Here is a 15,509-nt window from a genome sequence, read left to right as displayed (position 1 = left end):
GAAATAGCGTTCACCATCCGGAAAAGTCAGGCTGAGTGCATCAAACATCCGGGTAATAAACGGGTCGCCACCGAACCAGAAGCGAGGTACTTCATTCAGTTTGAAATCCAGATTGCTACGAACCACGGGTTCGACTTGATGATGGACTATCGCATTCATATTTGTTTTATTCGAATCGCCTTGGATAGCTGTAGTATGTTGGGATTTTGCATATTTGTTTTGACAGTTATTGCCATTTTTTATACATTTTACGCCAAGGTGAAAATATCGCATGTCAAATTATAAGTGAATCATCATGCAAGAATTACAAATACCCAATGGTTATTTTCAACTCTGGAATATGTATCTGATAGAGCAGGGGCTCGACTTTCACACGCTTGAATTTTTAGCACCTTATTGGGATGATCTGGATCAAGTGCTGCAATTGCCTATTGATACCCAATCACCCTTTTCTTTTTTTTACAGCATTTTGCAATTAACCCGTGAGCAGCTGGATTGCCCGCAGCTGATTATTGAAATGGCCAAGCGCATTCGTCCTGAACATTTCGGCGTACTCGGTTATATGGCCACCCGAAGTAACAGTGTGGCTGAAGCATTGCAATATATCATGCGTTTCAGCCGACTGGTGATCGATGGTGCCGATGCGGTCCCGATACAGATGCATCAGCAGGGCAATGAAATCTGGCTGTTCTGGCCACTTTCAGATGAAAAATATGCCTTGTTAAATGAAATGACCATGGCGGCCATGGTGCATTTGGCCAAGCAAATTTTTCCCGATCCACCGAAATTTTTAAATATCCAGATGGCGCATCGAGCGCAAATGGCGCGATATCATTATCAAAAATTTTATGGTTGTGAGGTGCTGTTTGATCAGCCACGTTATGCCTATGTCATGAGTGTAGATAGCTTGACGCTGAAATCGGTATTGGCCGATCCGCCATTAATGCAGTTATTGCTGAAACAGGCCGAGGAGGCCATTGCACTCAAGCCAAGTTATGAAAGTCTATTACAGCAAATCCATGCCGCAGTGGCTGAATATCTAAGACTGCATGCCACAGTGCCCAAAATTGATCAGATTGCAGATGAATTGCACCTGTCGACACGAACGTTGCAGCGCCAACTGCAGGAACAGAACACTTCATTTAAAAAATTATTGGAAGCAGAGCGGATGAAACGCTGTGAGCAGTTATTGCAGCACAATACCAGCCTCACTGACATTGCCATGCGCCTGGGGTATTCAGATCAGTCCGCATTGGCACGTGCTTATAAAGCCTATAGCGGTCAAACCTTATTACAGCGAAAACAGCAACTGAAAGCCCAATCTGAACTATAAAAAAAGCCTTATTCCTGCCATTTTTTTTAATCAATACAAGTGTGGACATACACTTCATCTTGGGATTCGGCAGCCCTGAAAAATTCAAATTAAAAAACCTGCATCCTAGAGTGCAGGTTTTTGCTATTTCATGAAATTTCAGTTTTAAAAGACAAGCTATTTATTTTTATAAGTTTTTTATAAGTAGGAAGAAGTTTATCTTCATTAGTGATATTTTTTTACATAGCAAAATTAGGCATCTTTGATCATTGAGAAAAAATCGTAAATATCAGTAAATGGTGTTCTCGGATTGTTCTGAAAAGATGAGATGGTAAGTTGAATGTAGCGCGAAATGCTCAAGCCCTATTCAATGAGTAAAAAATAGCGTTACAATGCGTTGTCTTGTATTTCTACAAAGCCAACTCCTCAGTTTTTTAATAATTCAAGGAAAGTACAACCCTATGTCACGTTTAGCCACTCGTTTTGGACAGCTTAAATCTCAGCAGCGTAAAGCGCTCGTTTCTTATGTAATGGCTGGTGACCCTCATCCACAAGTAACCGTTCCATTGTTACACCAAATGGTTGAGGCAGGGGTAGATGTGATTGAGCTTGGACTTCCATTTTCAGACCCTATGGCAGATGGCCCCGTGATTGCCCTTGCAGCGGAACGCGCATTGGCTGGTGGTACCAATACCTTAGATGCTTTGAACATGGTGAAAGAGTTCCGCCAAAAAGATACAGAAACACCGGTGGTTTTGATGGGGTATTTAAACCCTGTTGAAGTGATCGGTTATGAAAAGTTTGTATCTTATGCCAATGAATGCGGTGTAGATGGGGTACTTCTAGTAGATTTACCGCCTGAAGAAGCCAAAAATTTAGATGACGTGTTGAAAAAATTCGACATGGATCAAATTTTCCTGCTTGCACCAACCTCGACTGATGAGCGTATTCAGCATGTGGCAAATCAGGCCAGTGGCTTTATCTACTATGTATCCTTGAAAGGGGTAACCGGTGCTGCAACTTTAGATGTTGCTGAAGCGGCAGCCCGTATCCAGAAAATTAAAGCTGTGACTGACGTTCCTGTGGGTGTCGGTTTTGGGATCAGCGATGCTGCCTCGGCAAAAGCCATGGGTGTAGCGGCTGATGCTGTGATTGTTGGTAGTGCATTTGTAAAACAGTTTGCGAACCTAGCGCCAGAACAAGCCGTTGTTGAAACGGTCAATAAAGTCAAGGAGCTTCGAGCTGCGCTCGATGAGTTAGTATGAATCAAGAAGTGAAATCAGGAAAAATTCTTAGCCCAGCGACGCCGTGGACGGAACGTCATGTTCCGGGTATTCACACGCCCGATGAGCAAACCTCACTCAAAGCAACATTTACCGAGCCTACGATTGAGTGTCCTGAATGTCACGCACTGGTTACACGTACCGCGATGTCATTTAACGCCTATGTTTGCCCACAATGTGATGAACATTTGCGTATGAAAGCACGCGATCGCTTAAACTGGTTCTTCGACCAGGTTCAAAATGAACTGGGCCAAGAATTTGTTGCTAAAGATCCGCTGAAATTCGTTGATAGCAAAGCCTATCCGGACCGTATGTCTGAAGCGCAAAAGAAAACCGGCGAAACTGAAGCATTGGTAGTTATGCAGGGTTTATTAAAAGATATTCCTTTAATCGCATGTGCATTTGAATTCGACTTTATGGGCGGTTCAATGGGTACTGTAGTGGGTGACCGTTTTGTGCAAGCCGCTGAACGTGCCATTAAAGCCAAACAGCCTTTAATCTGTTTCGCAGCTTCAGGTGGTGCACGTATGCAGGAAGGCATGTTGTCATTGATGCAGATGGCGCGTACTTCAGCAGCGATTCAACGCATGAAAGATGCAGGTTTACCGTATTTAGTGGTACTTACTCATCCGGTTTATGGTGGTGTAACCGCTTCACTGGCAATGCTCGGTGATGTGCATATTGCCGAACCTAAAGCCATGATCGGTTTCGCGGGCAAACGTGTGATTGAGCAAACGGTACGTGAAAAACTGGAAGAACCGTTCCAGCGTGCAGAATATTTGCTTGATCATGGTGTAATCGATCAGATTGTTCACCGTCACGCATTACGTGATACTGTATATCGTATTGTAGCGAAACTGATGAATTTGTCTTGAACACAGCACCACTTGCAACAGACTCTTTAAACACATGGCTCGATTATTGGAGCCATGTTCACGTTACGGGTATTGATTTAGGTCTGGAACGGGTTATTCCAGTGGCTGAAAAGCTGGGAGTGACGCGTCCTCAGGCTAAAGTCTTAACAGTAGCGGGAACCAACGGTAAAGGCTCAACCACCACCACTTTGGCTGCCATTCTAAATGCGCAGGGCTATCAAGTGGGATTATATCAATCACCGCATATTTACCGTTTTAATGAACGGGTGAAATTGGCCGGGATTGAAGTGGATGATCAAACCCTGGTGGATGCATTTGTGCAAGTGGATCAGGCACGGCGTGACTGTGATCTTACGCTGTCTTTCTTTGAAGCCACCACATTGGCGGCTTTTGTCATTTTCAAAACCAAACAATGTGATGTCTGGGTATTGGAAGTTGGTCTCGGTGGCCGTCTGGATGTCGTCAATGTGATTGACCCGGATGTCGCGGTGATTACCAACATCGGTTTGGATCATACCGACTGGCTGGGTGATACCATTGAAAAAATTGCCTTTGAAAAAGCCGGAATTATTCGCCTGAATATTCCTGTGATTTTTGGCGGTTCGCAGCAACTTCCTCAAGCCATTCAAAACAAGGTTGATGAATCTCAGGCGAAACTGTTTGCGGTCAACCGTGATTATTTTTATCAATATAGTGAAGATGGCCAGTCCTGGATGTTTGCCTCATCAGGCAGTACCTTAAAACTTCCGTTCGGTGCTCTGGCACTCGAAAATATCTCTACAGCCGTTGCCGCGATTTTGCTGAGTGGTCTAAAAGTGACTCAAGCTGCCATTGCACAAGGCATCCAAAATGCAAAATTGCCAGGCCGCTTTGAAATACGTCATATTCAAGATAAAACCGTGATTTTTGACGCCGGACACAATCCACATGGCGTAGAATTTTTGTTAAATCAGTTGCGAAAATTTTTAGAATACAATAAACAGTACACAGAAGTGATCAGTGTTTTTTCCATGTTGGCGGATAAAGATATCAATTCTGTCGTAGATTTGTTGAAAGATACTGTTTTAACATGGAAAATCGCACCGTTAACCGTTCCGCGAGCAGCTGCAGTCGAACAGTTGGATGAAGCGTTAAAGGGCGAAACAGTACAACACTTCAATAGTGTTCAATTGGCTTTTAAATCAGCGCTAAATGAAACAAAAAATAATCAGCTGATCTTGGTATGTGGTTCATTTCATACCTTAGAAGCGGTATGGGAGTATTTGGAAGAATGTCAATGAATAGCAAACAACGCTGGATGGGAGGCGTTGTTTTATTAGGTGGTGGTGTTTTATTGGCAGCATTACTTCTCAAAGGTAAAGAAGAAATATATCAGAACGAACTCAAAACCCCGGATTTAGCCGCTCAAGTTGAGCAAAAAAATCCGGCAGCAGATGGTGGAATGGTTCAACTGCGACCTTTAACGGTGGATGTGGAAACCGAAAAACGTTTACTTGAAGAACAACGCCGGGCACGTGAAAAAGCGGTTGCAGAACAGGAAGCACGTGCAGCCGAATTTTTAGCAATGCAGCAACAGGCTGAAGCAGAAGCGGCACGTAAAGCGGCTGAAGAATATGCGGCTTTAAATGCCCGTCGTAGTGGAGCGCAGCAGAGTTCAGACAATATTCCTCCTGAACTGGTGGAAGATGAAAAAGCCAAGCAGAAACGTCTGGCTGATGAGCAGCAGCTCGCGGCAAAAAAGCAACAACAGCAGACAGCTCAACAACAGCGAACTGATGCTGAGAAAAAAACAGCTGAAGATAAACGAAAGGCTGAAGCTGAACAGCAATTGGCTGCAAAGCAGGCAGCAGCGAAAAAAGCAGCTGATGAAAAAGCCAAACATGAGGCGGAAATAAAACGCAAAGCAGCTGAAGCCGAAAAACAGTTGGCTGCTAAAAAGGCACTGGAAGCCAAGAAAAAAGAACAAGCGGCGCAAGAGCTAGAAGCGAAGAAAAAAGCTGAAGCCAAGAAAAAGGCAGAAGCTGAAAAAGCGCGTGATTTGCTAGAAAATGGTGATAAACAGTGGATGGTTCAGGTGGCATTGGCGGCCAATGAAGCCAATGCAGATGCACTGGCATCCAAGTTACGGGCCAAAGGCTATAAAGTCACCAAGAGCCCAACATCGAAAGGGGTCCGCATTATGGTTGGCCCGTCTAAAGATCGTGATGTGGCTGATGCGACCCGTAAAAAAATTACGGCTGATACAAGCCTGGGAATGAAGTCGGCATGGGTGATTGACTGGGTTCCGCTCGATAAACGCTAAAGTTTAATTTAATTTCCTTTAAGATGGATTCAACAGTTGCTGTTGAATCCATTTTACATTTTCAGGACTGAATATTTTTTCAATGTGAATCCAGATTGGATGAAAGCCGTAGCCTCCATGTTTCATTTCATTCAACGCATCTGCAATCGGCCAGTTTTCAAAAATAATCCGGTACATGGCAATACTTGCCCCGGTACGGTCTGAACCGTGATAACAATGAATCAGTACTTTCTGATTGAGTGCTTTGGCTTGCTGAATCTGTCGCATCACCTGTAATAAATCTTCACGCGACATTGCCCAGGTGTGAATGGGGATATGAACCAGTTTAAAATCTTTGGAAGGTAGAACAGTCAGGTCCTTATTTCTTGATCTTAAATTAATAACCACGTCAATATCATGGGCTTTTAACAGTGGAATCAGTTCGGCATTCGGCTGTTCACTGCGAAATATCTGTGGACTAATTTGATAAAAATTATGACTTGGATGAAGTGACTGAGCCCAATTTTGAGGACGTTGTTTCGCTGTAAATGCAGGTGCGGTCATACATCCCATTAAACTTGAGCAGCTCAGTACTAGAGCCAAAGCAGTTCTTTTGATCATTTAAGATAACGCTCCAGCTCTACAGGATCGTGAGCACAGATAATGTCGATATTTTTTGTAGTTTGTGCGAGCTGTTGAATTTTATGCAAGTTGTCTACGCGCATCTGATTATTTTCAGCAAAGAAGCGTTCCAGTTTATCCAGTGTTCGCAGCTTATTTTTAGGGTCGAGTTGCAGGTGGGAATAGTAGGCATCTCCACAGAAGAATAACCAGCCTTCTTTTTGCTTAATCGCAATTCCAGAATGGCCTTGACTATGACCCAAAAGTGGAATCATTAAAATTTCATCCTGAAATAAACGGAATCCTTGCACTTGATGCAAGTTAAACCAAGCTTCACCCTGAGCCGGTTCTATAAAGTTCCAGTGACGATGCTGCTTGAATTGCTGAGTTTTATAACGGGCTTTATTTTTTAAAGAAAAAAAGTTTTGTGTGGCATTGTACTCACTGGATAGTACGTGAACGGTAGCATGCGGAAAGTCTGAAATACCGCCGGCATGATCGAAATCCAGATGTGAAACCAGAATATGCTTGACATCTTGAGGACGAAGACCTAAGTGTTGAATCTGTGCAGTGGCGGTCAACTCTAAATTATTTTCAATGCGCCCTAGCCGTGAGACCAGATTGCCTAAACGTGCTTTGGTGTGTAGATAATCCTGTAAACCTAAACCGGTATCTACCAATACTAAGCCTTGATCGGTTTCAAGCAGTAGGCAATGACAAACCACTTTGGCATGTAAACCTTTTTGTCCAAACAGTGGACCACAAACCGGGCACATGGTGCCACAGTGCAAATGATGAATATTATAGATCACAATAGTTATTCTTAAGATGACTAGGCGTATTTATAAACTGACTGTGAAATAAACAGCAACTTGATTTTGTAAGTTAATTTCTGAGCAGAATAAAAAAAGCCTGTCATCAGACAGGCTTAAGCAAAATCAGGATTTGGCTCGTCATTGTAATCCTGTATTTGCGGCATACTTGAAGTATAGTTTCAGATTTTCTTGGGGAATATATTCCTCAGGGCAGAGCAGTGCTCTTTTTTAAAAGAAACTACGCACTTCGTTTGTCTTGCGAAAAACTAAAGCAGCGCTTTTGATACTTCATACTACGCACTTCGTTTGTCTTGCGACAAAATAAGACAGTGTCTTATTTTGTCTCAGGCTGTGGCGTAAGGCGCAAGTATGGTGTTACAGCTTTATAGCCTTTAGGGAAGCGTTGTTTGATTTCCTCTTCATCTTTAACAGAAGGCACAATCACCACGTCTTCACCTTGCTGCCAGTTGGCCGGTGTTGCCACTTTATGGTTGTCAGTCAGTTGCAGCGAATCAACCACACGTAAAATTTCATTGAAGTTACGGCCTGTAGACGCCGGGTAGGTAATAATCAAACGTACTTTTTTGTTCGGATCAATAATCACCAAAGAACGAACAGTCAGGGTTTCACTGGCATTCGGGTGAATAAAGTCATAAAGGGTAGATACTTTACGGTCTTGATCGGCAATGATCGGGAAATTCACCGAAGTGTTTTGGGTTTCATTAATATCCTTAATCCAGCCCTTATGTGATTCAACATCATCGACCGACAGGGCAATGGCTTTGACACCACGTTTTTCAAATTCATCTTTCAGCTTTGCGGTATAGCCGAGCTCAGTGGTACATACCGGTGTGTAGTCGGCAGGATGGGAAAATAAAATCCCCCAGCTGTCACCCAAAAAGTCGTAAAAATTAATCGTGCCTTCGCTTGAGTCCTGCACAAAATTCGGTGCGGTATCGCCTAAACGTAATGTCATTTTCTATTACCTCAAATTATTTGTTATAAACCTTGATGAGACTTAATATGGCGCATTTTTTTTTGCAATGAAAATAGCGTTTTTGTATTTCTTTATGAAGATAGGGAATATAAAACGATAACTTCAATTGTAAAAACATTATGAATGGTTATGATTATGACTATATTGGCTGTTTAAAATTTGTTACATTGTTTGCCCTTAGCTGTCACGTGCTAGAACAGGTGATCAGAATTTTTTTATTGGTTTTGTGCAAAACCCTTGTACTTCAAATTTCTAGCACCATAATAACGACTGAGAAAAAATTTATTCATTCGACAAGCAAGATTTAGAGAGTCTATTCATGTTGGCAAGTCTGATCGGAGGCATCTTCGGTACTAAAAATGAGCGCGAACTCAAACGCATGCGTAAAATCGTAGACAAGATTAATGCGCTCGAGCCGACGATATCTGCACTAAGCGATGCAGACTTATCTGCAAAAACTGAAGAATTCAAACAACGATATAACAAAGGCGAAAGCCTGGATAAATTATTGCCTGAAGCATTTGCTGTTTGTCGTGAAGCGGCTAAGCGAATCATGGGGATGCGCCATTACGACGTCCAGTTGATTGGTGGTATTACCCTTCACGAAGGTAAAATTGCAGAAATGCGTACCGGTGAAGGTAAAACCCTGATGGGTACCTTGGCCTGTTATCTGAATGCCATTAGCGGACAAGGCGTACATGTCATCACTGTGAATGACTATTTGGCACAGCGTGATGCCGAGTTAAACCGTCCCTTATTCGAATTCCTGGGTCTGAGCATTGGCATCATCTATTCCATGCAAGATCCAACAGAAAAAGCTGAAGCTTACCGTGCCGATATCACTTATGGTACCAATAACGAATTCGGTTTCGACTATCTTCGTGACAACATGGTGTTCTCTCTGGCCGAGAAAAAACAGCGTGGCTTAACCTATGCCATTATCGATGAGGTCGATTCGATCCTGATTGACGAAGCGCGTACACCCTTGATTATCTCGGGTCAAAGTGATGACTCATCACAGCTTTATGCTGCAATCAACAGCATTCCGCCAAAACTTCATGCGCAAAAAGAAGAAAAAGTGCCGGATGGTGGTCATTTCTGGATTGATGAAAAGCAGCGTCAGGTTGAAATGACTGAAGTCGGTTATGAAGCCGTAGAAGACCAGTTGATTCAGATGGGTTTGCTGGCTGAAGGCGAAAGCTTGTATTCACCTTCTAACCTGAACCTAGTTCATCATGTTGCGGCAGCCATTCGTGCACACTTCCTTTATCAACGCAACGTGCACTACATCATTCATGATGGTGAAGTGATTATTGTGGATGAAAACACCGGTCGTACCATGCCGGGTCGTCGTTGGTCTGAAGGTTTGCATCAGGCAGTTGAAGCGAAAGAAGGTCTGGAAATTCAACCTGAAAACCAGACTTTGGCAACCACAACTTTCCAGAACTATTTCCGTCTTTACAAAAAGCTTTCAGGTATGACCGGTACTGCCGACACTGAAGCTGCGGAAATGAAAGAAATTTATGGTCTGGATGTGGTGCTGATTCCAACCCACCGTCCAATGATCCGTAATGACCAAAATGATTTAATTTATTTAAACCGTAATGGTAAATACAACGCAATTATTCAAGAAATTAAAAATATTCACGAAGCAGGTGTTGCACCGATCTTGATTGGTACCGCAACCATCGAAGCTTCGGAAATTCTTTCAGATAAATTGAAAGAAGCCGGTATTGCCCATGAAGTGTTGAATGCCAAGCAACATGAACGCGAAGCGGACATTATTGCCCAGGCCGGCTCACCGAATGCTGTCACCATTGCCACCAATATGGCCGGTCGGGGTACCGATATTTTGCTTGGTGGTAACTGGAAAGCCAAACTTGCCAAAATTGAAAACCCAACTCCTGAAGATGAAGCACGCCTAAAAGCAGAATGGGAACAAAACCATGAAATGGTGTTGGCTTCTGGCGGTTTGCATATCATTGGTTCAGAGCGTCATGAATCGCGCCGTATCGATAACCAGTTGCGCGGTCGTGCCGGTCGTCAGGGCGATCCGGGTGTTTCACGTTTCTACCTGTCGCTTGAAGATGACCTGATGCGTATTTTCGCAGGTGACCGCGTTGTAGCTATGATGCGTGCCATGGGCTTGCAGGAAGATGAAGCCATTGAACACAAAATGGTATCGCGTTCGATTGAAAATGCTCAACGTAAAGTAGAAGCACGTAACTTCGACATTCGTAAGAACCTGTTGAAATACGATGACGTGAATAATGAACAACGTAAGATTATTTATTCACAACGTGATGAAGTGCTCGCTGAAAGTACGCTACAAGATTACATTGAAGAAATGCATCATGAAGTGATCAAAGGCGTAATTGCAAATTATATTCCACCTGAATCAATTCATGATCAATGGGATATTGATGGTCTGGAACGTGCACTCCGTGAAGATTTGGGCATTGATTTACCGGTGAATCAATGGCTGGAAGAAGATCGCCGTTTAGATGAAGAGGCTTTGGTAGAACGTATTTCTGATGAAATCGTGAACCGCTATCGTGAACGTCGTGCACAAATGGGTGATGAGTCAGCAGCCATGCTGGAACGTCATTTTATGCTCAGTGCTTTAGATCGTCACTGGAAGGAACATTTGGCGGCTATGGATTACTTGCGTCAGGGTATTCACTTGCGTGGTTATGCACAAAAGAATCCTGAACAGGAATACAAGAAAGAAGCCTTTAATCTGTTCGTCAATATGCTGGCTGTGATTAAGTCAGATGTGATTACAGACCTTTCGCGTGTTCATGTGCCTACTGCTGAAGAACTGGCTGAAATGGAAGCGCAAAAACAGGCTCAAGCTGAAGCCATGCAATTGAATCTTACACATGCAGAATTTGATAATTTGTTAGCGGGTGACTTTACTCCTGCTGAAACTCTAGAAGTAGAGCCGGGTTATAGTCCAGCAGAGCAAACATTTGCACCCCCTGCAAGCCGTAATGCACCTTGTCCATGCGGTTCGGGTCTGAAATACAAGCAATGTCACGGTAAGATTTAATTTTATCTAAGCATTTCGCCACTTTATATACTTATGTCTTTTCGGATGTGGATATATAAAGTGGTTTTTTATTGCAGCAAAATATAAGGTTTATTTTTGCAAGATGTGAATATGTTTGCAGAGCGCTGCATTAAATGCTATTTAGTGCATAGTGATGAACATTGAACAGCGGAAAAGACAATGAAAAAAGTATTACAACCATTGATAATTTTAGCTTTAGCTATTCCAGGTTTGGCTTTTGCCAACGAACCATCGAAAACCACAGCAGCGAATGTTGTAGTAGTGAAAGATGATAATATTACGGTGATGAGTCCTCGTACCGGAATTCGCTATACTTTTGCTAATCCACAGCAACGTCAAGTGATCTTGAAAACTGCAGCGATCACACCGGCAAATGCAGCAAATGCGAACCGCATTGTCGCTTCAAATCCGGCTTTATCTGCGGCCAGTCAGGAAAAAGCTAAACAGGCATTATTATCAGAAGCTGGTCAGTTAGCCTCTAATTAAAACGATATTGTGATTTAAGCCAGTCTACGGGCTGGTTTTTTTGTGCCTGAAAATATTCATCTAATAAAAAATAAATCAAACCCGGCGTTCCGCTCGATTTTTTGTTGAATTTCTACTAAGCTGTCTTCTTTATCACGCACTTATTTGGAAGTTTAAAAATGGCGGTGGGCGACGTAGCAATGCCACAGATGCATGTGGTTAAAGGTGTAAAAATTGGTTCAGCTGAAGCATATGTGCGCTATCAGAACCGACGTGACCTCGTTATTTTTGAATTTGCTGAAGGTTCGAATGTTGCTGGTGTATTTACCCAAAATGCATTTTGTGCTGCACCTGTACATGTCTGCAAGGCACATCTTCAAGTCGGCAATCCACGTTATTTAGTCATTAATACGGGTAATGCCAATGCAGGTACCGGAAAAATCGGTATGGCCAATGCTGAAGCAACTTGTGCAAAACTGGCAGAACTTGCAGGTGTATCTGCAAACGAGATTTTACCTTTTTCTACCGGTGTGATTGGCGAACAGCTGCCTATTGAACGCTTGATGAATGGCTTGCAGCCTGCATTAAATAGCCTGAAAGAAGATGCCTGGCTGGATGCAGCGACTGGCATCATGACCACGGATACTTTGCCTAAAGGTGCCTCAGAGCAATTTGAGCTGAATGGTGTAACTTACACTATGACCGGTATTTCAAAAGGTGCCGGCATGATTCGTCCGAATATGGCAACCATGCTGAGTTATGTCGCTACAGATGCCCCAATTAGCCGTGAACTGGTACAGCAACTATTAAAAACTACGGTGAATGTGTCGTTTAACCGTATTACCGTGGATGGTGATACCTCAACCAATGACTCATGTATTTTTGTGGCGACCGGTCAGGCAGGCGGTGCTGAAATCAGCTCAACTGATGATGCACGTTATGCGGTAGTTCTGGATGTTTTGACCCGAGTGATGAAACGTTTGGCGCAGCTGATTGTACGGGATGGTGAGGGTGCAACCAAATTTATTACCGTTGCGGTTGAAGGTGGTGCGGATACTCAGGAATGTTGTGATATTGCTTATAGTATTGCTCATTCACCTTTAGTTAAAACTGCAATTTTTGCCTCCGATCCAAACTGGGGACGTATCCTTGCAGCAATTGGTTATGCTGGGGTAAAAAATTTAGATGTTGAAAAAATCCAGGTTTGGTTAGATGATGTACAAATCTGTAAAGATGGTGGTGCTGCAGCAGACTATACTGAAGAAGCGGGTGCACGTGTGATGTCACAAGCTGAAATGACCATTCGTGTCGATTTAGGCCGAGGACAGGCAAGAGATACCGTGTATACCTGTGATCTTTCTTATGACTATGTCAAGATCAATGCAGATTACCGTTCTTAAGTTAAGTTGAATAAAAAAAGCCTCCATAGTGAGGCTTTTTTAAAATGCAAAGTTTTTAATGACTGGTCAAAAAAAGCATAATGCCATTCTGATCAGTGAGTTGAGTGTACGGCTTGTAATAACAAGCACTAAGGATAGAGAAGACGTTTATGAATGATGCGACCAATTTAATTGCCAATGAAGCTAAATCGATTGTGCAGGCGCATTTAGATCGTTTAGGTGAGCCTAAAGATGTTCATTTGAGTGATGAGGTCAAACAGGAAAAGTTTGCGCAAATTCTGGCAGAACTCAAAAAACGCGATGCTGTCCTTGTCGCTCACTACTATTGCGATCCTGAAGTGCAAGAGATTGCTGAACTGTCTGGCGGTTGTGTTTCTGATTCCTTAGAAATGGCGCGTTTTGGCCGTGACCATCCTGCATCAACCTTGGTGGTTGCTGGGGTGAAATTCATGGGAGAAACAGCGAAAATTCTTTCTCCTGAAAAAACCGTGCTGATGCCTACTCTGGAAGCGACTTGTTCACTGGATTTAGGCTGCCCGGTCGATGAGTTTACTGCATTCTGTGATGCGCATCCTGATCATACCGTGGTTGTCTATGCTAATACCTCAGCTGCAGTAAAAGCACGTGCGGACTGGGTGGTGACATCAAGCTGCGCAGTTGAGATTATTGAACATCTAGATAGCTTGGGTGAAAAAATTATTTGGGCACCCGATCAGCATTTGGGACGTTATATCCAGAAAAAAACTGGTGCAGACATGCTGCTTTGGGATGGCGCCTGTATTGTGCATGAAGAATTCCGTGCACGCGGTATCGCCAATATGAAAGCGCTTTATCCAGATGCAGCTGTTTTGGTTCATCCTGAATCCCCAGAATCTGTGGTAGATATTGCCGATGCAGTAGGAAGTACCTCACAACTGATTAAAGCAGCACAGACTCTTCCGAATGAACGTTTAATTGTGGCAACCGACCGCGGCATTTTTTACAAGATGCAACAAGCCGTGCCAAACAAGATTCTGATTGAGGCTCCAACTGCAGGTGAGGGGGCAACTTGTCGCTCATGTGCCCATTGTCCGTGGATGGCAATGAATGAATTAGATGGAATTCTAGAGGTTTTACAAAAGGGTGATCAAGAAATACACGTTGATCCGGCGCTTGCGGAGCGGGCTAAATTACCCCTTGATCGCATGTTAAGCTTTAGTGCCAACCTAAAACGTTAATTTTGATTAAAAAATACCTAAAATGCTTGATAAATAAGCGGTTGAAGTGATTTTTTGAGTTTTTTTGAATATAGGTGTTGACGTCTCTAGGCGTCACGCCTAAAATGCACCCCGTACCGCACGATGTGCGATACACTAAAAGCTGAGATGAATCGGAGTATGGCGCAGCTTGGTAGCGCATCTGGTTTGGGACCAGAGGGTCGTAGGTTCGAATCCTACTGCTCCGACCAATTCTTCAAGGCGAGTATCGCATGATATTTTTATCATCGGTCATGCGCCTGTAGCTCAGTTGGATAGAGCATCCGCCTTCTAAGTGGATGGTCACAGGTTCGAATCCTGTCAGGCGCGCCATTTGGTAGTCTGGTATTATAGAGCCAAAATGTTGTAACGGTGGATGTAGCTCAGTTGGTAGAGCCCCGGATTGTGATTCCGGTTGTCGTGGGTTCGAATCCCATCATTCACCCCAATTCGGAGTATGGCGCAGCTTGGTAGCGCATCTGGTTTGGGACCAGAGGGTCGTAGGTTCGAATCCTACTGCTCCGACCATTTTAAGTTTAAACTTAAAAATAAATGATCCGCTTAAATGCGGTTTTTTTATGCCTGAAATTTAATAATAACATTCCACATTCCACATTCCACATTCCACATTCCACATTCCATATTCCATATTCCATATTCCATATAGTCTGAAAAATATTAAGCCTTTGCAGTATTAAGTTTGTTGAAATGAGCTAAGGGGAAATCTGTACTCAATAGCATGAAATACAAATTCAATATTTTAAATATTTTCTACTCTAATTTTGCTGCAGGTATAAAAAGGGAGATTTTGTTCCTTTATCTAGATCTCTAGCAATTCTTTATTCTGTCTGATTGTTAATTTACTTAAAAAGTCTTTAGCGGTGATAGGTGATTTAAGAATTATAAGATATTTCTCGTATGAAAATAAAAAGTAAAAGAGGCTAAAACCATTAATGAATAGATAGGAATGAAAGTTTTATTTGACCTGATGATGAGTTTTAAATCGAGATTGTTGTTAATTCATACTTAAAAATAATAAAAAACACGTGTTTTGTAGAATAAATAAACAGTTGAGCTGTTTTTGCCAAATTATTTAAAAAAGGGTGTTGCATTGGTTTGGAAATGCTGTACAATGCACATCCATCGGCGGTG

General features: G+C 42.8%; 13 protein-coding genes and 4 tRNA genes. 13 read left to right on the top strand and 4 right to left on the bottom strand.

The features are described from left to right. The coding region (locus tag B2Y23_RS00630) for a metal-dependent hydrolase (RefSeq protein ID WP_291368428.1) at positions 1 to 159 on the bottom strand (159 nt) is incomplete at its 3' end. A gap of 136 nt (positions 160 to 295) precedes the next feature. Between B2Y23_RS00630 and B2Y23_RS00625 the strand changes: the two genes are divergently transcribed. From B2Y23_RS00625 to B2Y23_RS00605, 5 genes are all read left to right on the top strand, one after another. Further along, complete coding sequence (locus B2Y23_RS00625) at positions 296 to 1,333, top strand: AraC family transcriptional regulator (protein ID WP_291368402.1); 1,038 nt, start codon at positions 296 to 298, stop codon at positions 1,331 to 1,333. Positions 1,334 to 1,773: 440 nt separating this feature from the next. Continuing rightward, the gene (gene trpA / locus B2Y23_RS00620) at positions 1,774 to 2,577 is read left to right on the top strand and encodes a tryptophan synthase subunit alpha (RefSeq protein ID WP_291357200.1); all 804 of its coding nucleotides are present in this window, start codon (positions 1,774 to 1,776) and stop codon (positions 2,575 to 2,577) included. Next, on the top strand, positions 2,574 to 3,470 hold the full coding sequence (gene accD / locus B2Y23_RS00615) for an acetyl-CoA carboxylase, carboxyltransferase subunit beta (protein WP_291368400.1): 897 nt from the start codon (positions 2,574 to 2,576) through the stop codon (positions 3,468 to 3,470). The genes trpA and accD overlap by 4 nt, the downstream gene beginning before the upstream one ends. Further along, positions 3,467 to 4,750: a bifunctional tetrahydrofolate synthase/dihydrofolate synthase gene (gene folC / locus B2Y23_RS00610; protein ID WP_291368398.1), complete on the top strand. Its 1,284-nt coding sequence runs from the start codon at positions 3,467 to 3,469 to the stop codon at positions 4,748 to 4,750. The genes accD and folC overlap by 4 nt, the downstream gene beginning before the upstream one ends. Then, positions 4,741 to 5,772: an SPOR domain-containing protein gene (locus B2Y23_RS00605; protein ID WP_409449779.1), complete on the top strand. Its 1,032-nt coding sequence runs from the start codon at positions 4,741 to 4,743 to the stop codon at positions 5,770 to 5,772. Before folC ends, B2Y23_RS00605 begins: the two co-directional genes overlap by 10 nt. A gap of 18 nt (positions 5,773 to 5,790) precedes the next feature. Here the strand turns inward: B2Y23_RS00605 and B2Y23_RS00600 are convergent, their stop codons facing one another. The 3 genes from B2Y23_RS00600 to B2Y23_RS00590 all read right to left on the bottom strand — a co-directional run bounded on the left by B2Y23_RS00600 (position 5,791) and on the right by B2Y23_RS00590 (position 8,163). Continuing rightward, complete coding sequence (locus tag B2Y23_RS00600) at positions 5,791 to 6,372, bottom strand: dual specificity protein phosphatase family protein (RefSeq protein ID WP_291368394.1); 582 nt, start codon at positions 6,370 to 6,372, stop codon at positions 5,791 to 5,793. Beyond that, positions 6,369 to 7,184 (bottom strand): MBL fold metallo-hydrolase, encoded by an 816-nt coding sequence (locus tag B2Y23_RS00595; protein ID WP_291368392.1) that lies wholly within the window; start codon positions 7,182 to 7,184, stop codon positions 6,369 to 6,371. The genes B2Y23_RS00600 and B2Y23_RS00595 overlap by 4 nt, the downstream gene beginning before the upstream one ends. A gap of 337 nt (positions 7,185 to 7,521) precedes the next feature. Next, the gene (locus tag B2Y23_RS00590) at positions 7,522 to 8,163 is read right to left on the bottom strand and encodes a peroxiredoxin (RefSeq protein WP_291368390.1); all 642 of its coding nucleotides are present in this window, start codon (positions 8,161 to 8,163) and stop codon (positions 7,522 to 7,524) included. Positions 8,164 to 8,503: 340 nt separating this feature from the next. Here B2Y23_RS00590 and secA point away from each other — a divergent pair, with 340 nt between their 5' ends. The 8 genes from secA to B2Y23_RS00550 all read left to right on the top strand — a co-directional run bounded on the left by secA (position 8,504) and on the right by B2Y23_RS00550 (position 14,885). Next, positions 8,504 to 11,236, top strand: coding sequence for a preprotein translocase subunit SecA (gene secA / locus B2Y23_RS00585; RefSeq protein ID WP_291368388.1), 2,733 nt, complete (start codon positions 8,504 to 8,506; stop codon positions 11,234 to 11,236). A gap of 180 nt (positions 11,237 to 11,416) precedes the next feature. Next, complete coding sequence (locus tag B2Y23_RS00580; RefSeq protein WP_291368386.1) at positions 11,417 to 11,743, top strand: hypothetical protein; 327 nt, start codon at positions 11,417 to 11,419, stop codon at positions 11,741 to 11,743. A 158-nt stretch (positions 11,744 to 11,901) separates the two neighbouring features. Continuing rightward, positions 11,902 to 13,122 (top strand): bifunctional glutamate N-acetyltransferase/amino-acid acetyltransferase ArgJ, encoded by a 1,221-nt coding sequence (gene argJ / locus B2Y23_RS00575; protein WP_291368384.1) that lies wholly within the window; start codon positions 11,902 to 11,904, stop codon positions 13,120 to 13,122. Between the two features lie 149 nt (positions 13,123 to 13,271). Beyond that, positions 13,272 to 14,339: a quinolinate synthase NadA gene (gene nadA, locus B2Y23_RS00570; RefSeq protein WP_291357219.1), complete on the top strand. Its 1,068-nt coding sequence runs from the start codon at positions 13,272 to 13,274 to the stop codon at positions 14,337 to 14,339. A 153-nt stretch (positions 14,340 to 14,492) separates the two neighbouring features. Then, positions 14,493 to 14,569 (top strand) — tRNA-Pro (locus B2Y23_RS00565). 44 nt (positions 14,570 to 14,613) lie between these two features. Next, positions 14,614 to 14,690 (top strand) — tRNA-Arg (locus B2Y23_RS00560). 39 nt (positions 14,691 to 14,729) lie between these two features. After that, positions 14,730 to 14,805 (top strand) — tRNA-His (locus tag B2Y23_RS00555). Between the two features lie 3 nt (positions 14,806 to 14,808). Continuing rightward, positions 14,809 to 14,885: transfer RNA gene (locus B2Y23_RS00550), tRNA-Pro, on the top strand. Positions 14,886 to 15,509: the final 624 nt, after the last annotated feature.

The organism is Acinetobacter sp. UBA5934, assembly GCF_002430855.1.
Taxonomy (GTDB): domain Bacteria; phylum Pseudomonadota; class Gammaproteobacteria; order Pseudomonadales; family Moraxellaceae; genus Acinetobacter.
This window is presented reverse-complemented; position numbering and strand designations above follow the sequence as displayed.